Below are 20,818 nucleotides of genomic sequence, written 5' to 3'. Positions count from 1 at the left end.
CCCCTGTCCCGTCCCGTCCCGTCCCGTCCCGTCCCAGGAGGACCGATGCCGTCCCGCTCCGCCCGCACCACCGGGATCGTCCTCGCCGCCCTCGGACTCGTCGCCGTCGTCCTCGCGATCGTGCTGCTCGTCCGGCCCGCCGGCGGGGGAGCGCCCGGCGCAGCCACGGCGTCCGCGGGCCCGTCCTCGGCGCCGTCCGGGACCGCTCCGGCGACGTCCGCCGCTCCCGGCTCCGCGGAGGCGGCCGACGGCGCCGCCGCCCCCGCACCGACGGTCTCCGCCGCTCCGTCCGGCACCGAGCCGGGCACCGGATCCGACGCTCCTCCCGCGATCGTCTCCTTCGCCTCCACCCCCGCCTCCGTCGACTGCGAGGGCGACCGCACCGCATCCGTCCCGCTCGCCCTGTCGTGGGAGACGAGCGGAGGCGCCACCGCCCGCCTGGCCGTCGGCACCACCGACGCGAGCGCGGGCGAGCCCGTCGACCTCGCGGCGTCCGGCTCCGCCGCCGTCACCGCCGACTGCCGCGACTCCGAGACCCTGATCACCCTCGCCGTCCTCGCTCCCGACGGCACCACCGCTCAGCGCACCCTCGTCGTCCCCGCCTCCTGAACCGCTCCGCCCGCGCGGAGGCGGTCCCGGAGGCGTCGAGCGGCCCCGGCACGGCAGAATGGGACACGATGACCTCCACACCCCCTCCGCTCGGCCTGCTCCTCGACGTCGACGGGCCCATCGCGAGCCCCGTCACGCGCACGATCTCGATCCCCGAGATCGCCGACGACCTCGTCACCCTGGCCAACGCCGGCATCCCGATCGTGTTCAACACGGGCCGCTCCGACGCGTTCCTGCGCGAGCGGGTCCTGCCCGCGCTCCTCGAGCGCGGCGTCTCGGCCGAGGCCCGCATCGTCTGCGTCTGCGAGAAGGGCGCCGTCTGGTTCACCGTCGACTACCGCGGCACCTCGGAGCCGATCGTCGACGAGTCGCTCGCGATCCCCGAGCCGGTGGCCCGCGACCTCGAGCGGATGATCCGCTCCGACTACGACGACCTGGTCTTCTTCGACGAGACCAAGCGCGCCATGGTCTCGGCCGAGCAGCTGGTCGACCTGCCGAGCGAGGACTACCTCGAGCGCCAGCTCGTCTTCGACGCCGACGCCCTGCAGATCATGACCGCCGCGGGCCTCGGAGTCGAGCGCCGCGGCATCCGGTACCCGAACGAGGAGGGGACGGTCGACTTCCGCATCGACCCGACCGTCATCTCGACCGACATCGAGTCGAACCGGCTCGGCAAGGACCTCGGCGCCCAGCGCGCCGTGGAGCTGCTCGGAGCGACCGGCGCGATCCCGCAGCGCTGGCGCACGGTCGGCGACTCCCGGAGCGACTACGCGATGGCCGACTGGCTGTTCGAGCACGCCTACGACGTCGCCCACGTCGACGTGCGGCCCGCAGAGGGCGTGCCCGAGAAGCCCTACCCGGTCCTCGTCGTCGACGGAGCCGTGAACGACGCGGCCGGCGCCGCCGTGCTCCGCCGCTGGACGGAGCTCGTCGCCGACGAGACGACGCCCGAGGTCGGCGGCGCGATCTCGCTCCATGCCCGGAGCTGATCCGCAACCCTCGTCCCTCGTCGCTCAGGCCCGTTAGCGTTCGAGCATGAGAATCGCAGTCACCGGTGGATCCGGCAAGCTCGGCCGCCACGTCGTCACCCGCCTCCGCGCCTCCGGGCACGAGGTCTTCAATCTGGACCGTGCGGGGGACCGCGGCGCGGGCTTCGTCCGCATCGACATCGCCGACTACGGCCAGGTCGTGGACGCGCTGCAGTCGGTGAACGACCAGTACGAGGGCATCGACGCGCTCGTGCACCTCGCCGCGATCCCCGCGCCGGGCCTCGTGCCCGACGTCGCCACGTTCCACAACAACATGATCGCGACGTTCAACGCGTTCCACGGAGCGATCCGTGCCGGCATCCGCAACGTCGTCTACGCCTCCAGCGAGACCGTGCTGGGCCTGCCCTTCGACGTCCCGCCGCCCTACATCCCGGTCGACGAGCAGTACCCGGCGCGCCCGGAGTCGGTCTACTCGCTCACCAAGCACCTCGAGGAGCAGATGGCGATCGAGCTGTGCCGCTGGCACCCGGACCTGAAGATCACGGGCCTGCGCTTCTCGAACGTCATGGACGAGGCCGACTACGCCGAGTTCCCGTCGTTCGACTCCGACGCGCTGCTGCGCAAGTGGAACCTCTGGGGCTACATCGACGGACGCGACGGAGCGCAGGCGGTCGAGAAGGCGCTGCTCGCCGAGACGACCGGGTTCGACCGCTTCATCATCGCCGCGGCCGACACCGTGATGACGCGCCCCAACGCCGAGCTGGTGGCCGAGGTGTTCCCCGGCGTCGAGCTGCGCGGCGACCTCGGGACAACCGGCACCCTGCTCTCGATCGACCACGCCCGCGAGGTCCTCGGCTACGCCCCCGAGCACTCCTGGCGCGACTCGCAGCAGGGCTGACCCGCGGGCCCGGCGCATCGGGATCCGCGCTGTTCGTCGGTGGGGTGGATCCCGATACGCGGGCTGCGCCCGCTCCTCGATCAGCAGGGGTGCGGTCGGCCCGTGACCGTGCCGGTCGAGGAGCGGCAGCGCGGCGTCTCGAGACCCGCCCTGTTCGTGCGCGGCTCGGCTCGCCGCCCCACGCACGAGCGCGCCCGGTCCGCAGGACGACTGCAGGCCGGGCGCGCTCCGTGGAGCCGAGGATCAGCTCGGGATGTAGTTGAAGGTGTCGGGGTCGGGGCCGGTGCGGTGGCCGCGGTCGAGCGCCGTGATGTCGGTCATCGCCTCGTCGTCGAGCTCGAAGTCGAAGAGGGCGAAGTTCTCCTCCACGCGCTTGCGGGTGACCGACTTCGGGAAGACGATGTCGCCGCGCTGGATGTGCCAGCGGAGCACGACCTGCGCCGGGCTGCGGTCGACGTTGCGCGCGATGCGGGTGATGGTGTCGTCGTCGAGGACGAGGCCCTGCGCGATCGGCGACCAGGCCTCGGTCGCGATGCCGTGCTCGGTGCCGTAGGCGCGGAGCTCCTGCTGCACGAGGTAGGGGTGCACCTCGATCTGGTTCACGGCCGGGACGATGGTCGCCTCGGCGCGGAGCCGGTTGAGGTGGTTGGTCTGGAAGTTGGAGACGCCGATCGCCTTCGCCTTGCCGCTGCGGTAGATCTCCTCCATCGCCTTCCAGGTCTCCAGGTAGTCGCCCACGTTCGGGAGCGGCCAGTGGATGAGGAAGAGGTCGACGTAGTCGAACTTCAGCTCGCCGAGGGTGACGTCGATCGCGGCGAGAGCGTCCTCGCGGGCGTGGAAGCCGTTGTTGAGCTTGCTGGTCACGAAGACCTCGGAGCGGTCGAGGCCGGAGGCGCGGACGGCCTCGCCGACGCCCGCCTCGTTGCCGTACATCTCGGCGGTGTCGATGTGGCGGTAGCCGACCTCGAGGGCCGCCAGGGTCGCGTCCTTGGTCTCGGCCGGGTCGATCTGGAACACGCCGAAGCCCAGCTGCGGGATCTCCACGCCGTTGTTCAGGGTGATCGTGGGGACCGTTGCGGTGTCGTCGCTCATGAGCGAGTACGTCCTTTCGTCGGGGCGAAGGCGCAGTGGAGCCGCGCCGTCGTGCCTCCAGTCCATCGCCTGCGGCTCTCAGCATCAACCCCTTGCGCGCTCGGCGGACATCCAGCTTCCCCGCGGAGGAGGAGTCGGATCCCCTGAGCAGAGGTGCGCCCGCTCCGGGAACGCCGAAGGCCCCCGGCACGGATGCCGGGGGCCTTCGGGGAGCGCGACTTACGCGCGGGACTTGCGGCCGACGATCGCGCCGTAGATGAGGAGGACGACGATCGCACCGACGACGGAGACGATGATGCTCACGATGTTGATGCCGTTGACGGCGTCCTGGATGCCGAACAGCGTGCTGAGGAAGCCGCCGAGCAGCGCGCCCACGATGCCGAGGACGATCGTGATGATCCATCCGCCGCCCTGCTTGCCCGGGAGGATGAGCTTGGCGAGCGCCCCGGCGATGAGGCCGAGGATGATCCAGCTGATGATGCCCATGATGTTTCTCCTTCAGTTCGTGCTCGATCGGCCGTTCCGATGCGAGCGGAGACACCGGCGGGCCGGTGTCCGGTGAGTCGTGGAAGCGGGGGTCAGCGGAGGCGGCGCTGCACCTTGTCGCGGGCCTTGCTCGCGATGGCGGTGAGCTGCTTGGCCTCGCGCTTGGAGGTCTTCTTGAGCTTCTTGCGGGTCTTCTTCGTGGCCGGGTCGTTCCACACGCCGAGTGCGAGGTGGCGCAGCTCTTCGTAGCGGCCACGGCCGGCGCGGGAGCCGAACACGTAGGCGGTGAAGGCGACCAGTGCCAGCAGGACGAGGCGGGGATTCATGCGGTGACCCTTCCATCGGAGAGCACCGGGTCGTGCTCGACACCCATTTGACTCTCCTGCGCAATCCGTGACAAACCACGGCCCGACCATTGACAGGGACCCCTCGCATCGTGTTCCGCGTGCGCGTGTACCCGATTCAGCCGCAGGCCGGAGACGTCTCGGCCGGGAAGCGAGCGTGGAGGTAGTGGCCGTAGCCGCCCTCGACCCGGTTGTCGCGGCGGCCGGAGGTGACCACCTCGCCGCGGTCCGTCGCTCCGACCCGGGCGCCGCTCGCGCGCAGCCGCTCGACGAGCAGGACGTCCTCGTGCAGCGGCTCCCGGCCGAAGCCGCCCGCCGCGAGGTATGCGCTCGCGCGGACGCCGAGGTTCGCGCCGTGGATGCTGCCGATCGACTCCTCCCGCGCGCGGACGTCTCGCCAGCGCGAGTAGGCACCGGGGGAGAGGTCGGCCGGGTCGGGCCGGACCGTGCCGAGCAGCGCGTCGTGCCGTCGGGAGTGCTCGACGTGGGCGGCCAGCCAGTCGCGGGGGACCACGGTGTCGGCGTCGGTGTTGGCGATCCACACCTGCTCGAGCGGAGCGGTGACGGAGGAGAGGGCGTGCGCGATCCCGGCGGAGCGGGCGGCGCCGACTCCGCAGCGGGCGAGCTCCAGCACCTCGGCGCCGGCGGCGCGGGCCCGCTCGCCGGTCGCGTCGGAGCAGCCGTCCGCGGCGACCACGAGGCGCATCCCGATGCCGGGCACCCGGTGGGCGAGGTGGGTCGCACTGGCCTGGACGGAGGCGATCAGGCCGCCGATCCGCTCCTCCTCGTCGAGGGCCGGGACGACGACCAGCACCTGCGCGAGCCGGCTCACACCAGCCCCGTCCGGCGGGCGACCGAGCGGGAGTCGCGGGCGTGGACCTCGAGCAGGACGTCCTCCTCCTCGTGGCGGGCGAGGCGGTGCAGGCCCAGCTCCGCCACGGCGGACTGCACGGCGTCGCCGTCCAGAGCGAGCCCCTCGATCGGATGCCGCCAGTGCACGGTGACGAGCTCCCCCGCGGGGGCGAGGGCGTCGCGGATGGTGCGCAGCACGCCGGGGAGGGCGTCGCCGAGGTAGTAGCCGACCTCCGAGAGCACGACCAGGTCGAACGGACCCTCCGGCACGCCGCGGGTGATGTCGTGGTGCTCGACCCGCACGTGCTCGAGCGGAGCGAGGCGGCGGGCGGCGCGCTCGACGGCGGCGCTCGACACGTCGATCGCCAGCAGGCGGTCGGCCCGGTCGGCCAGCGCCTCGGCCAGCACGCCGATCGAGGCGCCGATCTCCAGCACGGAGCCGTAGCGCTGCTCCGGCAGGCTCGCGAGGGTCAGGGCGCGCTTGCGCTGCTCGTACCAGCGGCTCGTGTACCCCCACGGGTCCTCGTGGCGGGCGTACAGCTCGTCGAAGTAGCTCATGCGATCCTCACCAGCCGGTCGTCCCCGGTGAAGGTGCGCAGGAAGAGCGGATGGAGCACCGGACCGGTCCCGTCGGGCGCGGGGCGGGTCTGGCTGGGGTAGCGGGAGCGGGCGCGGCGGGTGCGCTCGAGCAGCTCGTCGTCGAGCGGCAGGCGCACGAGATCGCCCCACGGCACCTCGGGGTCCTCCGGGTCCGCCCAGTGCCACAGCCAGATCGGCGCGGCGAGGAGCGGCTGCCCGAGCTCGCGAGCGACCTCCGCGCAGACCTCGCCGACCACGCGGTGGTCCCGGTGCCCGTCCCCGGTCCAGGTGGAGAGGAGCAGGACGGTCCCGGGGGCGCCGGCCGCCCGCTCGCGCACCTCGCGTGCGATGCGCTCGTGGTGCTCCGGGGTCGCCGAGTCCGGCACGTCGAGGAAGGCGAGCCCGATGCCGGGGCCGAGCTCCGACAGTGCGTCCGAGGCCTCCCGCCGGCGCTCGGCAGCGAGGTCCGCGTCCCGCTCCCCGTGGGCCGCGGCTCCGTCGGTCACGACGACGACGTCGACCGCGATCCCGCGCCGACGCGCGAGCGCGATGGTGCCGCCGCAGCCGAGGGTCTCGTCGTCGGCGTGCGCCACGACCACCAGGACGCGCCGGATCCCGTCGGGCAGGGTCAGCTCCGGGAGGCGGTCGCGGCGGCCGTCCGCGGTCCAGCGCTCGAGAGGAGTGCCCTCGAGGCGCCCGTCGAAGGGCCGGCTCACCAGGAGGCCGCCTCGCCCGAAGCGAGCACGGCGCGGCCGAGAGCGGCGTCGTCGCGCTCGGCGTGGTGCTGGCGGACGTAGAGCGCGAGATCGGCGACGCGCTTGGCGTGCTCGGCGTCGAGGGCGAGCGGAGCCGGGCCGAGCGCGCGGCCGGCGCGGAGCAGGATCTCCTCGACCGCTCCGGCGACGCTCGCCCGCACGCGCTTGGCGAGCAGTGAGCCGCGGGGGCCGTCGGCCTCGCCCGCGTCGACCGCCGCGGCGGCCTCGTCCAGCGCCCGGCGCGACGCGGAGAGCGCCGTGTCGATCGCTCCGAGGTGGGCCAGGAGGTGCGGGTCCTCGCGTCGGGCTGCCGCTGCCGCGACGGCAGCCGCGACTCCGAGGGCTCCGCCGTGCCAGCAGGCGGCGACGCCGATGCCGCCCCAGGCGAAGCCGGGCCGCGAGAGGTACCAGCCGGCGTCCCCCACGGGGACGGCGCGGGTGCCGGAGAAGCGGACCGGTCCGCTGGGCACCTCCGTCAGGCCCCGCGCGTGCCAGGCGTCCTGCTCCGGCGTCGCCGACCCGTCGCGCAGCGCCACGGCGAAGAGGCGGCGCTCGCCGGAGGCGTCGCCGACGTGGGCGGTGACGAGGGCGGCGTCGAGGCGGTCGGCCAGCGAGCACCAGGGCTTCACGCCGTCGAGCAGCCAGTCGCCGTCGCTCTCGCGGGCGACCAGAGGATCCCCGCCGCCCTCGGCCGCGAAGACCCCCCAGGCGGCGTCGGCGGCGACTCCGAGTCCGGACGGGTCGAGCTCCGCCTCGCCGAGGATCGCGAGAGCGTCGAGGTGCGGCTCCACCGCGCGCGCGACGCCGAGGTCGTGCCGAGCCAGGCGCTCGAGGAGACCGTGCAGCTCGGCGGTGCGACCGGTGCCGGGCCGGGGCGCGTCGGCGCTCAGACCGCGCGCGAAGCCGAGCGCGCCGTCGACGTCGTGGGGGAGGAGAGAGGAGGAGTGCTGGTCCATCGCCTCCGAAACTACGCAGTCGAGCGGGCGGCGTCCGGCGATTGTCCCCGAACGGACGGGGTGCTAAGCGTCAGATGTCAAGGTCGTTGATCCTGTGCAGGAGAGAGGCGAAGAGCTCGACGTCGGCGAGCGCCCAGCTGCGCAGCTCCTCGTGCATCAGCGCCTGGTTCGAGCTGCGGATCTCGCGCAGCCGCGCGGCGGTCGCCGGAGTCACCGAGAGGATCGTGGCGCGGCCGTCCTGCGGGTCGGGGGTGCGCTCGAGGAAGCCGAGGCGGTCGAGCGCCGTGATCTGGCGGCTGAGCGCCGACTTGTCCATCTCGAGGAGCTCGGCCAGCACGCCCGAGTGCACGGGTCCGCGGCGCTCGAGCGCCGAGATCGTCTTGTAGCCCAGTGGCGTCAGCTCCGGGTGGAGACGCTCGGCGTAGGAGCGCATCGCCGCCCGCACACGGTTGAAGAGGGTGCTGAGCTCGCCCTCCACCGAGGCGATCGCGGAGTCGACGTCGCGGGCGGAGTCGGGGGTCGGGCCGGTCATGCCTCCAGCATCCCGCGCGAGGACCCTCCTCCTCGACTTGCGCCCGCGCGCCGCGATGACGTACGCTTCCCGAAGCCAAAGACCGCCGGTTTCCGGTGTGCGCACGAGCAGGGCCCCGGCCCCGCGGATCGCCACCGGACGAAGGATTCGCGAAGCGAATTGCCCGCGCAGGTGCACGAGTTCAGTTCCGCCTCACCGCGATCCCGAAGCTCCGCGCCCCTGTGCCGGAGCTTTTTTCTTTGCCTGCCTTCGGGCTACCGGCACGAGAATTCACAGGAGTAGCCATGGCGAACAAGGAAGCCTCGGTTGCCGAACTCACGGAGAAGTTCCAGAGCTCGACGGCCGTTCTGCTGACCGAGTACCGCGGTCTCACTGTTGCTCAGCTCAAGACGCTGCGCAAGGACATCAGTGAGCACGCAACCTACGCCGTGGTGAAGAACACGCTGACCAAGATCGCGGCGAACAACGCCGGTATCTCGTCCTTCGACGACGAGCTCGCTGGCCCCTCGGCCATCGCGTTCGTGCACGGCGACCCTGTCGCCGTCGCGAAGTCGCTGCGTGCCTTCGCCAAGGCAAACCCTCTCCTCGTGGTCAAGGGCGGTTACTTCGACGGTAACCCGCTGACCGCAGAAGAGGTGGGCAAGCTCGCCGACCTCGAGTCCCGCGAAGTTCTGCTCGGCAAGCTCGCCGGCGCCTTCAAGGCCTCGCTGTTCGGCGCCGCATATCTGTTCAACGCTCCGCTCTCGAAGGCCGTTCGCACGGTCGAGGCGCTGCGCGAGAAGCAGGAGTCCGCGAGCTGACGTCTTCCCCTTCCGGGAAGCAGTGCGCGCGCGGTTCGTAGACAAAGAAAAACAAGGAGAAAAATCATGGCAAAGCTCACGCAGGACGAGCTCATCGAGGCCTTCAAGGAGCTCACGCTCATCGAGCTCTCGGAGTTCGTCAAGAAGTTCGAAGAGGTCTTCGAGGTCACCGCTGCGGCGCCCGTCGCCGCCGCCGGTGTGGCCGGCCCGGCCGCCCCCGCCGAAGAGGTCGAGGAGCAGACCGAGTTCGACGTCGTGCTCGAGGCCGCCGGCGAGAAGAAGATCCAGGTCATCAAGGAGGTGCGCGCCCTCACCAGCCTCGGCCTCGGTGAGGCGAAGGCGCTCGTCGACGGTGCCCCCAAGGCGGTCCTCGAGGCCGTCAACAAGGAGACCGCCGAGAAGGCCAAGGCTCAGCTCGAGGGCGCCGGCGCGACCGTCACCGTCAAGTAATCCCCCTCACCCGTCGCGGGTGCCGGCTCCGGCCGGTCGCTCGTCAGGGTGACGCAGGCACGCCTGCAGACGCAGGGCGTCGTCTCCTCGGAGGCGGCGCCCTTCGTCGTTCCCGGCCGTTGGAGGCGCGCGCCCCTAGGATCGGAGCGTGACTGCTCACGATCTGCTCGCCGGGCTCCCCGCCCGCGACGTCCCGCCCAGCGAGGTCTCGCTCAGCGAGCTCCTGAGCGACTTCGTCTCGGTGACGCACCGGATCACCCGCCTCGCCGCCCAGGCGACCGGCAACCAGGAGTCGCAGGCCGCCTGGCGCACGCTCTCGGTGCTCCTCTCGATGGGCCCGATGCGCCTGGGGGAGCTCGCCTCCCAGAGCCGCGTCTCGCAGCCCACGATGACCAAGATCGTGAAGAACCTCGTCGAGACCGGCTGGCTCGACCGGATCGCCGATCCCCTCGACGCGCGCGCCTGGCAGATCCGCCTGGCTCCCGCCGGCGCGGACGCGCTGAACGCCTGGCGGACCGACCTCGGCGACGCGCTGACGCCGATCTTCGCCGATCTCACCCCCGAGGACCGCCGCGTCCTCGAGCGCGCCGTCGAGATCATGCACGAGCGCCTCGTCGTCGGCCCGCGGGACTGACCCCTCCCGCGCGGTTCCGCCGCGCGGCACACTGGTCGCGTGCAGATGCGACTCGAGCTCGTCCCCCTCCCCGTCGGCGACGTCGACCGCGCGGTCGCCTTCTATACGGAGGTGATGGGCTTCCACCTCGACCACGACGTGCGGCCCTCCGCCGCGATGCGCGTGGTCCAGCTCACCCCGCCCGGCTCGGCCTGCTCGATCGTGGTCGGCAGCGGGATGGGCCCCGGTCCGGAGGAGGGCGTCGTCCGCTCCCTCCACCTCGTCGTCGACGACATCGCCGCCGCTCGCGCGGAGCTCGTCGGCCGCTCGCTCGAGATCAGCGAGGTCCAGGACCTGGGCGGCGTGCAGTACGCGTACTTCGCCGATCCGGACGGCAACACCTGGGCGCTCCAGGAGATCGGGAGCAGGACGCCCCCGGAGTGAGTCAGTCCTCGGGCCAGCGGACCCGGGCGTCGACGTCGGGGTGCTTGCGCAGCCAGGCCGCGACGAAGGGGCAGCGCGGGACGACCGTGCCGCCCGCCTCCGTGATCGCGGTGACCGCGGCCCGCGAGAGGATGCTCCCGAGGCCGTGGCCCTCCCACGCGTCGTCGACGACGGTATGGGTGAGCGTCACCTCGTCGCCCTGACGGGTGTACGCGGCGAAGCCGGCCGGGGTGCCGCCGACCTCGATCACGAAGCGGGACCGCTCGGGGACGTCGCGGACGGTGGGGGTGTCGGAGTCGCTCATGCTCCGATTCTCGCCCCCCGCGGCGCCGAGGTGCTGGTGCGGATCACCAGCGAGGCGGGGATCAGCGTGTGGCGGGCCGGGGGAGGGGGCTCGCCGCGACCGAGGGCGGCCAGCGCGTCCAGCACCAGCGCGACTGCGAGCTCGCCCTGCTGGCGCGGGTCCTGGCGGATCGAGCTGAGACCGAAGAGCTCGGCGAGGGGGTGGTCGTCGATCCCGATGACGGAGACGTCCTCGGGCACCGAGAGGCCGAGCTCGCGCGCCGCGAGGATGATCCCGATCGCGATCTCGTCGGAGGCGGCGAAGATCGCCGTCGGCCGGGTCCGCGGGTCGCCGAGGACCTGCCGTCCGGCGCTGTGCCCGCCGGGGATGTCGAAGGTGGTGGGCACGATGTCCTGCGCGCCCGGCTCGAGGCCGGCGGCCTCGAGCGCCTGGCGGAAGCCGTCGCGGCGCTGCGTGTGGACGTGGAAGTCCATCTCCTCCTCCGCGAGCCCGCCGATGTGGACGACCCGCTCGTGGCCGAGGGAGAGCAGGTGCTCCGTGGCGAGGCGGGAGGCGGCGACGTCGTCGATGCTGAAGGTGGGGATGCCGGGGAGCTCGCCGCCGATGCCGACGATGGGCTTGCCCAGGGCGAGGAGCGCCTCCGTCTCGTGCGGCGAGATCTCGAGGGTGACGGCGACGATCGCGTCGACGCGCTTGCGGACGAGGTAGTACTCGAACACGCTCCGGCGGGCGTCGAGGTGCTTGTCGATGTTGTAGAGGAGCAGGTCGTAGCCGGCGGCGAGCAGGGCGCGCTCGATGCCCTCGATGATCCCGGCGAAGAACCACTGGTTGATGATCGGGATGATCACGGCGATGTTGTTGCTGCGGCCGGTGACGAGGCTGGAGGCGTTGGCGGAGACGACGTAGCCCAGGCTCGTCGCGGCGCGCTCGACGCGCTGCTTCGTCCCCGCGGAGACGTAGCCCCGGCCGCTGAGCGCGCGCGAGACCGTCGCCTTCGACACTCCTGCGAGCTCGGCCACCTCTTCGATGCCTGGCACGGCGTTCCTCCCGACCGTCCGGCCTCGATGCTGGAAACGGTTCCAGGAAGTTATACCCCGCCCGGCGGCCGGGCGTCGCGCCGAGATCGATCTCCGCCCGGCCCGGCGGCCGCGATCGCTGTTCTGACGCCGAATCGTTATCTCAGAGAGCGCTCTATCATCGGCGTTGTGCTTTCATCGTTCTTGTGGAAAGGTTTCCCTCCGTGGGAGCCCACCCACACGAATCCGGTGATCCGCTCGGAGTTCCTCCTGGCATCGCCATCACCAGCATCCGAGTCGTCGCGGCACACGCTTCGAGCCGCCACAGCCTCCCGATCCCGATCGGCGAGGAGCGGCCTGCTCGGCTGGTTCCACCACTCAATGAGGAGGAAGAATGCGGTCATCCCTGCACCGCCGTATCACCGTCCCGGTCGCCGTTCTGGCAGCGGCCGGCATCGCACTCGCGGGCTGCTCCAGCAGCAGTGACCCCAACGACCCGAACGCCGGCGGCGGCAGCTCGGCCGGCACGGTCGGCACCGCCGACGGCGTCGTCAACGTCTACGGCACCATCAACGGCGACGAGGCCACCCTTCTCGAGCAGTCCTGGGCGGACTGGGAGAAGGAGAGCGGCATCGAGATCAAGTACACGGGCGACAAGGAGTTCGAGAAGCAGATCGGCATCAAGGTCCAGGGTGGCGACACCCCCGACCTCGCGATCTTCCCGCAGCCGGGTCTGCTCGCCGACACCGTCGCCTCCGGCAAGGTGCAGGAGCTCCCCGAGGGCGCCCTCGCCAACGTCAAGCAGAACTGGTCCGAGGACTGGCAGAAGTACGGCCAGGTCGACGGCACCCAGTACGGCGCGCCGCTGATGGCGTCGGTCAAGGGCTACATCTGGTACTCCCCGGCCAAGTTCAAGGAGTGGGGCGTCTCCGTTCCCACGACGTGGGACGAGATGGAGGCGCTCGGCAAGACGATCGCCGAGAAGACCGGCGGACCGTCCTGGTGCGCGGGCTTCAACTCCGGTGAGGCCTCCGGCTGGCCCGGAACCGACTGGATCGAGGACGCCGTCCTCCGCGAGGCCGGCCCCGACGTCTACGACTCCTGGGTCGCGGGCGACACCCCCTTCACCGACCCGGCCATCAAGTCCGCGTTCGACTCCGTCGGATCGATCCTCCTCGACCCGACCCTCGTCAACGCCGGCTACGGCGACGTGAAGTCGATCAACTCCACCGCCTTCGGCGACGTCGCCCAGAACATGGCGAACGGCACCTGCGCGCTGACCCACCAGGCCTCGTTCTTCGAGGGCTTCCTGACCTCGGCCGGCGCCAACGTGGCCGAGGACGGCGACGTGTGGGCCTTCCTCACCCCGCCGGTCAAGGCCGACGACGCCCAGGCCGTCACCGGTGGTGGCGAGATGGTCGCCGCGTTCTCGAACGACGAGGACACCGCGAAGGTCCAGGAGTACCTGGCCAGCGCCGACTGGGCCAACAGCCGCGTCTCCCTCGGCGGCGTCATCTCCGCGAACACCGGTCTCGACCCGGCCAACGCGGGCAGCGACGTCCTGAAGGACTCCATCGCGATCCTCCAGAACCCGGACACCACGTTCCGCTTCGACGCGTCCGACCTCATGCCGAAGGCAGTGGGCTCGGACAGCTTCTTCAAGGGCATGGTCGACTGGATCGACGGCACGAGCACCGACCAGGCGCTCGAGGAGATCCAGGCCGGCTACACCTCCTAGCAGCGGAGCAGAGCCGCCGCTCCCGAGTGGCGGCTCAGCTGTGACGGCCCGGCCCCCGAATCCACGGATCCCGGGGCCGGGCCCCTCCTGAGTCCAGAGTCGCACTCGAAAGGGCGTCCATGTCCCCCATCACCATCTCGGGGTTCTTCCAATGGCTGGCGGGAATCCCGCCGCTCGCGCAGATCCCGCTCATCCTCCTGGCCTTCGCGGCCGTGGTGGCGCTCATCCTCTTCTTCGTCGAGATCGCGCCCCGCCGCGGCACCGGCTACACGGTCCTCCGGCTCGCGGTGACGGTCGTCCTGCCGGTCGTCCTCCTGCTGGTCTTCGGCCTCTACAACTCCGTCCTCTGGGTCGCGGTGGTGGCCGCCGTCATCGGCGGCGCGCTGTTCCTGCTCGACTTCCGGTCCCGCAAAGGCGCGGGCTACGGACTCCAGCTCATCGCGTTCATGGCACCGGCCGCCTTCTTCATCCTCATCGGCCTGATCTACCCGACGATCACGACGGCCATCAACGCGTTCATGAAGAACGACGGCTCCGGATTCGCCGGCATCGACAACTTCGTCTGGGTCTTCACCAGCCCCGACGGCATCACCGCCTTCCTCAACACGGTGGTCTGGGTGCTCCTGGCCCCGATCACGGCGACCGCGATCGGTCTCGCCTACGCGGTCTTCATCGACAAGAGCCGCGGCGAGAAGTTCTTCAAGCTGCTGGTCTTCATGCCGATGGCGATCTCGTTCGTCGGCGCGTCGATCATCTTCAAGTTCTTCTACGACGTGCGCCAGGGCGAGCAGATCGGCCTCCTCAACGGCATCCTCACCGCCTTCGGCGCCCCGCCGGTCGACTGGCTGGGACTCGAGCCGTGGAACACGCTGTTCCTCGTCGTCGTCCTCATCTGGACCCAGGCCGGATTCGCCATGACGGTGCTCTCCGCCGCCATCAAGGGCGTCCCCTCCGAGCAGCTCGAAGCGGCCTCGCTCGACGGAACCAGCGCGTGGCAGTCCTTCTGGAACGTCACCGTCCCCGGCATCCGCTCCTCGATCGTGGTCGTCCTCACGACGATCTCGATCGCGTCGCTGAAGGTCTTCGACATCGTCTCGGCGATGACCGGTGGCCGCTCCGACACCACGGTCCTCGCGTTCGAGATGGTCCGCCAGTTCCAGCTCGGCGCCCGCAGCGGCTACAGCGCGGCCCTCGCGGTCATCCTGTTCCTGCTCGTGCTCCCGATCGTCGTCTACAACGCCCGCCAGCTCGCCAAGCAGAGGGAGATCCGATGAGCGTCACGCCCACTCCGATCCAGGTTCCGGTCGACCGCAGCACCGAGCGCGCGCTCGCCCGCGGCGAGTCCAGGATCGAGGCGGCCAGCGGCAAGGTCAAGAAGGCGACGACATCGCGCGGCGCCACTCTCGCCGCGCTGATCATCGCCGTCATCTGGACCGTCCCCACCCTCGGCCTGTTCATCTCGTCGTTCCGCCCCGCGAACGACATCAAGACGACCGGCTGGTGGACGATCTTCGCCAACCCCGGTTTCACCCTCGACAACTACGCGAACGCGCTCAACTCGGGCGACAGCCTGACCCTGGGCAAGGCGTTCGTGAACTCGCTGGTCATCACGCTGCCGGCGGCGCTGATCCCGATCACGATCGCCAGCCTCGCCGCCTACGCGTTCGCCTGGATCGACTTCAAGGGCCGCAACACGCTCTTCGTCCTCGTGTTCTCACTCCAGATCGTCCCCATCCAGATGGCGCTCGTGCCGCTGCTGCAGCTGTTCTCGGACGGCCTGCGCATCGGAGGGCTCTACATCCTCCCCGGCCTCGGGGTGAACGGGTTGGACGGCTCCTACGCGAAGGTGTGGATCGCGCACACGATCTTCGCGCTCCCGCTCGCGATCTTCATGCTCCACAACTTCATCTCCGAGATCCCCGGCGAGGTCATCGAAGCGGCACGAGTGGACGGCGCCGGACACGGCCAGATCTTCTTCCGCATCGTGCTCCCGCTCTCGGTCCCCGCCATCGCCTCCTTCGGCATCTTCCAGTTCCTCTGGGTCTGGAACGACCTGCTGGTCGCGACGGTCTTCACCTCCGGACAAGGGCTGCCGATCACGAAGGCGCTGCAGGACCTCACCGGCTCCTACGGCCAATCGTGGGAGCTGCTCACGGCCGGCGCGTTCATCTCGATCATCGTGCCGCTCATCGTGTTCTTCTCCCTCCAGAGGTTCTTCGTCCGCGGCCTCCTCGCCGGCGCCACCAAGGGCTGACGACCCGCGGACCGCATGGTGGTCGAGTAGCGGTGGAGCGGGGTGTCGAGATCGGGCACCGGGGAGGTACCCGGCACGGGCATCGGGTGCGGGACGGCGCGTCGGCGCGGCGCGGGATTGCACGACTTCGCCGTGGGCGGAAGGGCGGGGGTCCGGAGGCGGGCGGGGCTAGGGTCGAGCCGTGAGCAGGATGGGTGACGTCGCGGCAGGCGGCGGGATGCGCGGAGGGGCGCGCGGCGGGAGGATCTCGAGCAGCGATCCGGACAGCCAGCGGGAGATCAACGCGGCGGCTCCGAAGGTCGACGACCTGCTCCGGCGCATCGCGGGACTCTTCCGCGACCACCGCCCCAAGCTCACGCTCACCGTGATCCTCGTGCTCGTCGGCGCCGCCCTCACGGTGGTGCCCCCGCTCCTCACTCAGCTGGCCTTCGACCGCGGGCTCTTCCCGCCAGGCGGACGCCCGAACCTCCCGGTGCTGCTCGAGCTGGTCGGCGTCATGGTGCTGGTCTGGGCGTTCTCGGCGATCCTCGGCGTCTGGCAGACCTACCTCACCGCGACCGTCGGCAACACGGTCATGGGGGAGCTGCGCATCCGCCTCTTCCGCCACCTGCAGGCGATGGAGCTCGGCTTCTTCACCCGCACCCGCACCGGCGTCATCCAGTCGCGCCTCGCCAACGACGTGGGCGGCGTGGCCAACGTGCTCACGAACACCGTCTCGAGCGTCCTCGGCAACACCGTCACCGTGATCGCGGCCGTCGTCGCGATGCTCCTGCTCTCGTGGCAGATGACGATCGTCGCCCTCGTCCTCACTCCGGTGCTCGTCGTGGCCCAGCGCCGCGTCGGCCAGGTGAGGGCGCGCATCGCGACGAAGACGCAGGAGTCGCTGTCCGAGATGACCGCGATCACCCAGGAGACCCTGAGCGTCTCGGGCATCCTCCTGGCCAAGAGCTTCGGCCGCCAGGAGTCGGAGGTGACGCGCTACGCCGACGAGAACGGCCGCCAGATCGAGCTCCAGGTGCGGCAGCAGATGTCCGGCCAGTGGTTCTTCGCGATGGTGCAGATCTTCCTCTCGGTCATCCCCGTGATCGTGTACCTCGTGGCCGCCTGGCTGATCCTCGGCGGCACCACCGTCACCGCCGGGACCGTCGTGGCCTTCACCACCGTGCAGGCGCGCCTGATGTGGCCGCTCCTGGGCCTGATGCGCGTCGCGCTCGACCTGCAGACGGCCGGAGCGCTGTTCGCCCGCATCTTCGAGTACCTGGACCTGCGCCCGGCGATCACGGACAGGGCAGATGCACGCGAGGTCTCGGGCGAGCTCGGCCGGGTCGAGCTCGACGACGTCGTGTTCCGCTACCCCGACCAGGCGGAGGACGCGCGCCCGACGCTCGACCACGTCTCGGTCGCGATCGAGCCGGGCCAGTTCGTCGCCTTCGTCGGTCCCTCCGGCGCGGGCAAGACCACCATCTCGTATCTCGTCCCGCGCCTCTACGACGTGGCCGGGGGAGCGGTGCGCTTCGCCGGTACCGACGTGCGCGAGCTGCGGCAGGAGTCGCTCGTCTCGCACATCGGCATCGTCAGCCAGGAGACCTACCTCTTCCACGCGACGATCGGCGACAACCTCCGCTACGCCCGCCCGGACGCGACGCAGGAGGAGCTGGAGGCGGCCGCCCGCGCCGCGAACATCCACGCGACGATCACGTCGTTCCCCGACGGCTACGACACGCTGGTCGGCGAGCGCGGCTACCGGCTCTCCGGAGGCGAGAAGCAGCGGCTCGCGATCGCGCGCGTCCTGTTGAAGGACCCGGCGGTCCTCATCCTCGACGAGGCGACCAGCGCCCTCGACACCGTCTCGGAGCGGATCGTCCAGACCGCGCTCGACGACGCCGCCCGCGGCCGCACCACCATCGCGATCGCTCACCGGCTCTCGACCATCGTGTCGGCCGACGTCATCCACGTGGTCGAGGGCGGCCGGATCGTCGAGTCGGGCACCCACCGCGAGCTGCTCGGCCTCGGCGGTCTCTACGCCTCGCTCTACGCGCAGCAGACGGAGTCGGCCCTCCAGGGCTGAGCCGCGGATCGGCGGCCGGACTCCGCGGGGCTACTCGCAGCCGACGCCGTCTGAGTCGCCAGGCCCCGTGCACGACGTCGGCGGAGAGCACGTGCCCCTCCCGGGTGGGGAGGCGCACCACTCTCAGCCGCTGTCGTGCGCGCCGGAGGCGGTCACTCCGCCGGCCGGTCCTCGAGCATCTGCTCCATCAGCGAGATCTCGGCCTCCTGGGCCTTCACGACGGAGGAGGCGAAGTCGGTGGCGACCGTCACGCGGCTCCGGGCGAGCAGCGCCTCGGCCATGTCGATCGCGCCGCGGTGGTGGGCGATCATCAGCTCGAGGAACATCCGGTCGAAGTCGCGGCCCGACGCGCTGCTGAGGGCGGTGATCTGGTCCGGTGTCGCGAGACCGGGCATGCTCGCGGGCACGACGCCGTCCTCGGTCCCCATCCCCATCGACGAGTGCTCGTCGGCGGCTCCGGCCAGGGTCGGCCGGCCCATCCAGGTCATCGAGGGCTCTGGAGCGGCCTGCGGCAGGCCCCACGAGTTCAGCCAGCCGAAGAGCTGCCCGGCCTGCTGCTGCTGGGTGAGCAGGATGTCCTTCGAGACGGTGAGGACCTCGTCGTCGGCGCTGCGCTCGCGGGCGATCATCGCCAGCTCGGCGCCCTGCAGGTGGTGCACCTGCATGTCGCGCGCGAAGCCCGCTTCGGCGCTGGCGCTCGAGGGCGTCGCCGCGGAGGCGAACGGGGCGAGCGCGCCGAAGAGGTAGCCGCCGGCCGCCCCGAGGAGGAGCGCGACCACGGCGACCGCGGCGACGAGGATCCGGCCCCTACTGCTTGCCGGGCGCATCGATCCCTCCGGTGCAGGGGGCGCCGGGCTCCGGAGCGCTCGAGGACTGCCAGAAGCGCTCGACGAAGGCGTCGATGCGGGGGTCCTCGGGCGAGTCGATCGCGACCTGGGCGTCCCAGGCGCTCAGCACGATGGGCGACTCGAGGCCCTCGTAGGGCGAGACGACGGAGTAGGTGTCGGGCATCGCGGCGATCAGCGCGTCGACCTCGCTCTGCGGGAGCTCGGGGTCGTACGTGGCCCAGACGGCGCCGTGCTCGAGGTCGTGCACCGCGTTCTCGTTCGGGACGGGCTCGTCGTAGACGCCGCAGTTCATCCACACGGCGTTGTGCGGGCCGCCCGCCGGCGGGGTCTGCGGGTAGTCGACGGCGCCGGCGACGTGGGTGGCGTCGTTGTCGAAGGTCTGCAGGCCGTCGATCTCGCGCGCCTCGACGATCTGCTGGTTCCCGAAGACGGTGACCGCGACGATCCCGCCGACCGCGAGGACGGCCAGGGCCGACAGCGACCAGATCCAGATGCGGGAGCCGCGCTTGCGGCGGTCCTGCTCGCGCTTGTAGGCCTCGAGCTTCTCCTGTCGGGCGCGGTTCTTGGCGGACATCGTGTCTTTGGGCACGGCGGCGTCTCTCGTTCTGAGGGCGGAAGGCGCCTGGGGCGGGCGCAGGCGCCTGAGAGGCGCTCTCAGAGGATAACGAGCGAGGCTTCGGATCGGATCAATGCGCGGTCAGGGGGATCTCGATGCGCCCGAGGAGCGGGCCGCTCGATCAGCGGGAGAGGAGGCCGCGGAGGAGTGGGACGGCGCGCCGCCGCTCCGCTCAGGGGGCGAAGGTGAGCCAGAGCAGCAGGCCGTTCAGGACGATGAGGAAGACGGCGGCCAGAGCGGCGGCGAGGGTGGTGAACCAGCGGTTCGTCTGGTCGCCCATCAGGCGGCGGTCGCATGTCAGGATCACGAGCGGCACGAGCGCGAAGGGGATGCCGAACGACAGGACCACCTGGCTGAGCACCAGCGCGCGCGTCGGGTCGAAGCCGATCGCGAGCACCAGGAGCGCCGGGATCAGCGTGACCAGACGACGGGCGACGAGCGGCACCCGCACCTGGAGCAGACCGTGCATGATCTCGGCCCCCGCGTACGCGCCGACCGAGGTCGAGGCGAGGCCGGAGGCGAGCAGGCCGACGGCGAACAGGGTCGCGACCACCGGGCCGAGCGCCGCTCCGATGGCCGCGTGGGCGCCCTCGAGGCTGTCGGTCCCGGCGACTCCCGCGAGGGAGTGCGCGGCGAGGAGCAGGATCGCGAGGTTCACGGTGCCGGCGATGGCGAGGGCGATCGTCACGTCGATCCGGGTGGCGACCAGGATCCTCCGGCGCGCGCCGACGCCCTCGACGTGGCCGAAGCGGTCCCGGGCGAGCGCGGAGTGGGCGTAGATCGCGTGGGGCATGACGGTCGCGCCCAGGATCGAGGCGGCGAGCAGCACCGACTCCGAGCCCTCGAAGCGCGGCACGAGACCGGCGACGGTCGCGCCCGCGTCCGGGGGATCGACGACCACGCCGACCGTGAAGCCGATGGCGATCAGCACCATCAGCGCCGTGATCACCCGCTCGAACGGCTGCGCCCCGCCCCGCGTCTGCACGAGCAGCAGCACCAGCGAGACCGCGCCGGTGACCACGCCGCCGGCCAGCAGCGGCAGTCCGAAGAGCAGGTTGAGCGCGATCGCACCGCCGATCACCTCGGCCAGGTCGGTCGCCATCGCGACGGTCTCGGCCTGCAGCCAGTAGGCCCGGCGGCCCCAGCGGCCGCGCAGGCGGTCGCCGAGCAGCTCGGGGAGGCTGCGGCCGGTCATCAGGCCGAGCTTCGCCGAGAGGTACTGGATGAGCCAGGCCATCAGGTTGCCGAGCACCACCACCCAGACCAGGAGGTAGCCGAACCGGGCGCCGGCCGTCATGTTGCTGGCGACGTTGCCCGGGTCGAGGTAGGCGACTCCGGCGACCAGCGCCGGGCCGAGCAGGCGGAGGAGGTGGATGTCGGCCGGACGCCGCGGCGGTGCGGCGATCGGTGAGGTCATTCGGGGTCCGTTCCGGGTCGACGGCGGCGCTCGCGGACCCCCACGATAGGGCACCGGCGCGACCGGCGGCACTCCCCTCCCGAGACCGCTACCTGTGCCTCCGCCCACCCCCGTCACACGCCCGGAGCCGGTTGCTACGCTGGCGGGATGAGCCTGGA

General features: G+C 71.3%; 24 protein-coding genes. 11 read left to right on the top strand and 13 right to left on the bottom strand.

All coding sequences use genetic code 11. The features are described 5' to 3' along the window. Positions 1-45 precede the first annotated feature (45 nt). The 3 genes from C5C50_RS10875 to C5C50_RS10865 all read left to right on the top strand — a co-directional run bounded on the left by C5C50_RS10875 (position 46) and on the right by C5C50_RS10865 (position 2,496). Positions 46-609, top strand: a complete 564-nt coding sequence (locus tag C5C50_RS10875) for a hypothetical protein (RefSeq protein ID WP_104224326.1) — start codon at positions 46-48, stop codon at positions 607-609. 68 nt (positions 610-677) lie between these two features. Beyond that, positions 678-1,598 (top strand): hypothetical protein, encoded by a 921-nt coding sequence (locus C5C50_RS10870; RefSeq protein WP_104234599.1) that lies wholly within the window; start codon positions 678-680, stop codon positions 1,596-1,598. Positions 1,599-1,644: 46 nt separating this feature from the next. After that, the gene (locus tag C5C50_RS10865; protein ID WP_104227477.1) at positions 1,645-2,496 is read left to right on the top strand and encodes an NAD(P)-dependent oxidoreductase; all 852 of its coding nucleotides are present in this window, start codon (positions 1,645-1,647) and stop codon (positions 2,494-2,496) included. Between the two features lie 243 nt (positions 2,497-2,739). On the opposite strand, the gene C5C50_RS10860 is transcribed toward C5C50_RS10865, so the two are convergent. From C5C50_RS10860 to C5C50_RS10825, 8 genes are all read right to left on the bottom strand, one after another. Next, positions 2,740-3,588 carry an aldo/keto reductase gene (locus tag C5C50_RS10860; RefSeq protein ID WP_104224329.1) on the bottom strand — a complete coding sequence of 283 codons (849 nt, stop codon included), beginning with the start codon at positions 3,586-3,588 and terminating at the stop codon, positions 2,740-2,742. A gap of 219 nt (positions 3,589-3,807) precedes the next feature. Beyond that, complete coding sequence (locus C5C50_RS10855) at positions 3,808-4,074, bottom strand: GlsB/YeaQ/YmgE family stress response membrane protein (RefSeq protein WP_104224330.1); 267 nt, start codon at positions 4,072-4,074, stop codon at positions 3,808-3,810. Between the two features lie 92 nt (positions 4,075-4,166). Further along, on the bottom strand, positions 4,167-4,400 hold the full coding sequence (locus C5C50_RS10850; RefSeq protein WP_104227476.1) for a hypothetical protein: 234 nt from the start codon (positions 4,398-4,400) through the stop codon (positions 4,167-4,169). 136 nt (positions 4,401-4,536) lie between these two features. Then, the gene (locus tag C5C50_RS10845) at positions 4,537-5,250 is read right to left on the bottom strand and encodes a glycosyltransferase family 2 protein (RefSeq protein WP_104273431.1); all 714 of its coding nucleotides are present in this window, start codon (positions 5,248-5,250) and stop codon (positions 4,537-4,539) included. Next, positions 5,247-5,828, bottom strand: a complete 582-nt coding sequence (locus C5C50_RS10840; RefSeq protein WP_104234596.1) for a class I SAM-dependent methyltransferase — start codon at positions 5,826-5,828, stop codon at positions 5,247-5,249. Before C5C50_RS10840 ends, C5C50_RS10845 begins: the two co-directional genes overlap by 4 nt. Further along, positions 5,825-6,565 carry a PIG-L deacetylase family protein gene (locus C5C50_RS10835; RefSeq protein WP_181133922.1) on the bottom strand — a complete coding sequence of 247 codons (741 nt, stop codon included), beginning with the start codon at positions 6,563-6,565 and terminating at the stop codon, positions 5,825-5,827. The genes C5C50_RS10840 and C5C50_RS10835 overlap by 4 nt, the downstream gene beginning before the upstream one ends. Beyond that, positions 6,562-7,560 carry an acyl-CoA dehydrogenase gene (locus C5C50_RS10830; protein WP_219812390.1) on the bottom strand — a complete coding sequence of 333 codons (999 nt, stop codon included), beginning with the start codon at positions 7,558-7,560 and terminating at the stop codon, positions 6,562-6,564. Before C5C50_RS10830 ends, C5C50_RS10835 begins: the two co-directional genes overlap by 4 nt. A gap of 70 nt (positions 7,561-7,630) precedes the next feature. After that, positions 7,631-8,092, bottom strand: coding sequence for a MarR family winged helix-turn-helix transcriptional regulator (locus tag C5C50_RS10825; RefSeq protein WP_104224334.1), 462 nt, complete (start codon positions 8,090-8,092; stop codon positions 7,631-7,633). 284 nt (positions 8,093-8,376) lie between these two features. Between C5C50_RS10825 and rplJ the strand changes: the two genes are divergently transcribed. The 4 genes from rplJ (at position 8,377) to C5C50_RS10805 (ending at position 10,399) form a co-directional block, all read left to right on the top strand. Beyond that, positions 8,377-8,892 carry a 50S ribosomal protein L10 gene (gene rplJ / locus C5C50_RS10820; protein WP_055791018.1) on the top strand — a complete coding sequence of 172 codons (516 nt, stop codon included), beginning with the start codon at positions 8,377-8,379 and terminating at the stop codon, positions 8,890-8,892. Positions 8,893-8,958: 66 nt separating this feature from the next. Then, entirely contained in the window at positions 8,959-9,342 is a 384-nt protein-coding gene (rplL, locus tag C5C50_RS10815; protein ID WP_104224335.1) for a 50S ribosomal protein L7/L12, read from the top strand. A 148-nt stretch (positions 9,343-9,490) separates the two neighbouring features. Next, on the top strand, positions 9,491-9,976 hold the full coding sequence (locus tag C5C50_RS10810) for a MarR family winged helix-turn-helix transcriptional regulator (protein ID WP_258067738.1): 486 nt from the start codon (positions 9,491-9,493) through the stop codon (positions 9,974-9,976). Positions 9,977-10,015: 39 nt separating this feature from the next. Beyond that, on the top strand, positions 10,016-10,399 hold the full coding sequence (locus C5C50_RS10805) for a VOC family protein (RefSeq protein ID WP_181027271.1): 384 nt from the start codon (positions 10,016-10,018) through the stop codon (positions 10,397-10,399). Between the two features lies 1 nt (position 10,400). Here C5C50_RS10805 and C5C50_RS10800 read toward each other — a convergent pair whose 3' ends face one another. Further along, positions 10,401-10,703 carry a GNAT family N-acetyltransferase gene (locus C5C50_RS10800; protein WP_104273430.1) on the bottom strand — a complete coding sequence of 101 codons (303 nt, stop codon included), beginning with the start codon at positions 10,701-10,703 and terminating at the stop codon, positions 10,401-10,403. Beyond that, a complete protein-coding gene (locus C5C50_RS10795; RefSeq protein WP_104227182.1) occupies positions 10,700-11,740 on the bottom strand; it encodes a LacI family DNA-binding transcriptional regulator in 1,041 nt (346 codons plus the stop codon). The genes C5C50_RS10800 and C5C50_RS10795 overlap by 4 nt, the downstream gene beginning before the upstream one ends. A gap of 373 nt (positions 11,741-12,113) precedes the next feature. On the opposite strand from C5C50_RS10795, the gene C5C50_RS10790 reads away from it, so the two are divergent. From C5C50_RS10790 to C5C50_RS10775, 4 genes are all read left to right on the top strand, one after another. After that, positions 12,114-13,457 carry an ABC transporter substrate-binding protein gene (locus C5C50_RS10790; RefSeq protein ID WP_104227181.1) on the top strand — a complete coding sequence of 448 codons (1,344 nt, stop codon included), beginning with the start codon at positions 12,114-12,116 and terminating at the stop codon, positions 13,455-13,457. Positions 13,458-13,576: 119 nt separating this feature from the next. Continuing rightward, complete coding sequence (locus C5C50_RS10785) at positions 13,577-14,731, top strand: carbohydrate ABC transporter permease (RefSeq protein ID WP_181027270.1); 1,155 nt, start codon at positions 13,577-13,579, stop codon at positions 14,729-14,731. Then, entirely contained in the window at positions 14,728-15,711 is a 984-nt protein-coding gene (locus C5C50_RS10780) for a carbohydrate ABC transporter permease (protein WP_104224339.1), read from the top strand. The genes C5C50_RS10785 and C5C50_RS10780 overlap by 4 nt, the downstream gene beginning before the upstream one ends. Positions 15,712-15,901: 190 nt before the next feature. Then, positions 15,902-17,779: an ABC transporter ATP-binding protein gene (locus tag C5C50_RS10775; RefSeq protein ID WP_104247708.1), complete on the top strand. Its 1,878-nt coding sequence runs from the start codon at positions 15,902-15,904 to the stop codon at positions 17,777-17,779. A 152-nt stretch (positions 17,780-17,931) separates the two neighbouring features. On the opposite strand, the gene C5C50_RS10770 is transcribed toward C5C50_RS10775, so the two are convergent. The 3 genes from C5C50_RS10770 to C5C50_RS10760 form a co-directional block, all read right to left on the bottom strand. Continuing rightward, positions 17,932-18,606 carry a DUF305 domain-containing protein gene (locus C5C50_RS10770; protein WP_104224341.1) on the bottom strand — a complete coding sequence of 225 codons (675 nt, stop codon included), beginning with the start codon at positions 18,604-18,606 and terminating at the stop codon, positions 17,932-17,934. After that, positions 18,587-19,216, bottom strand: coding sequence for a DUF3105 domain-containing protein (locus C5C50_RS10765; protein ID WP_244230507.1), 630 nt, complete (start codon positions 19,214-19,216; stop codon positions 18,587-18,589). The genes C5C50_RS10770 and C5C50_RS10765 overlap by 20 nt, the downstream gene beginning before the upstream one ends. 199 nt (positions 19,217-19,415) lie before the next feature. Then, positions 19,416-20,660 (bottom strand): Nramp family divalent metal transporter, encoded by a 1,245-nt coding sequence (locus C5C50_RS10760; protein ID WP_104273429.1) that lies wholly within the window; start codon positions 20,658-20,660, stop codon positions 19,416-19,418. Between the last annotated feature and the right edge of the window lie 158 nt (positions 20,661-20,818).

Source organism: Rathayibacter sp. AY1D9, assembly GCF_002932395.1.
In the GTDB taxonomy this organism is placed as follows: domain Bacteria; phylum Actinomycetota; class Actinomycetes; order Actinomycetales; family Microbacteriaceae; genus Rathayibacter.
The sequence above is the reverse complement of the archived record's forward strand: the minus strand, read 5'-3'. Positions and strand labels throughout refer to the sequence as shown.

Excerpts from the sequence above, each read along its gene's own strand:
- C5C50_RS10875 (WP_104224326.1), top strand. The coding sequence starts at position 46 with ATGCCGTCCCGCTCCGCCCGCACCACCGGGATCGTCCTCGCCGCCCTC.
- C5C50_RS10870 (WP_104234599.1), top strand. The coding sequence starts at position 678 with ATGACCTCCACACCCCCTCCGCTCGGCCTGCTCCTCGACGTCGACGGG.
- C5C50_RS10865 (WP_104227477.1), top strand. The coding sequence starts at position 1,645 with ATGAGAATCGCAGTCACCGGTGGATCCGGCAAGCTCGGCCGCCACGTC.
- C5C50_RS10860 (WP_104224329.1), bottom strand. The coding sequence starts at position 3,588 with ATGAGCGACGACACCGCAACGGTCCCCACGATCACCCTGAACAACGGC.
- C5C50_RS10855 (WP_104224330.1), bottom strand. The coding sequence starts at position 4,074 with ATGGGCATCATCAGCTGGATCATCCTCGGCCTCATCGCCGGGGCGCTC.
- C5C50_RS10850 (WP_104227476.1), bottom strand. The coding sequence starts at position 4,400 with ATGAATCCCCGCCTCGTCCTGCTGGCACTGGTCGCCTTCACCGCCTAC.
- C5C50_RS10840 (WP_104234596.1), bottom strand. The coding sequence starts at position 5,828 with ATGAGCTACTTCGACGAGCTGTACGCCCGCCACGAGGACCCGTGGGGG.
- C5C50_RS10830 (WP_219812390.1), bottom strand. The coding sequence starts at position 7,560 with ATGGACCAGCACTCCTCCTCTCTCCTCCCCCACGACGTCGACGGCGCG.
- C5C50_RS10825 (WP_104224334.1), bottom strand. The coding sequence starts at position 8,092 with ATGACCGGCCCGACCCCCGACTCCGCCCGCGACGTCGACTCCGCGATC.
- rplJ (WP_055791018.1), top strand. The coding sequence starts at position 8,377 with ATGGCGAACAAGGAAGCCTCGGTTGCCGAACTCACGGAGAAGTTCCAG.
- rplL (WP_104224335.1), top strand. The coding sequence starts at position 8,959 with ATGGCAAAGCTCACGCAGGACGAGCTCATCGAGGCCTTCAAGGAGCTC.
- C5C50_RS10800 (WP_104273430.1), bottom strand. The coding sequence starts at position 10,703 with ATGAGCGACTCCGACACCCCCACCGTCCGCGACGTCCCCGAGCGGTCC.
- C5C50_RS10790 (WP_104227181.1), top strand. The coding sequence starts at position 12,114 with ATGCGGTCATCCCTGCACCGCCGTATCACCGTCCCGGTCGCCGTTCTG.
- C5C50_RS10785 (WP_181027270.1), top strand. The coding sequence starts at position 13,577 with ATGTCCCCCATCACCATCTCGGGGTTCTTCCAATGGCTGGCGGGAATC.
- C5C50_RS10780 (WP_104224339.1), top strand. The coding sequence starts at position 14,728 with ATGAGCGTCACGCCCACTCCGATCCAGGTTCCGGTCGACCGCAGCACC.
- C5C50_RS10775 (WP_104247708.1), top strand. The coding sequence starts at position 15,902 with ATGGGTGACGTCGCGGCAGGCGGCGGGATGCGCGGAGGGGCGCGCGGC.
- C5C50_RS10770 (WP_104224341.1), bottom strand. The coding sequence starts at position 18,606 with ATGCGCCCGGCAAGCAGTAGGGGCCGGATCCTCGTCGCCGCGGTCGCC.
- C5C50_RS10760 (WP_104273429.1), bottom strand. The coding sequence starts at position 20,660 with ATGACCTCACCGATCGCCGCACCGCCGCGGCGTCCGGCCGACATCCAC.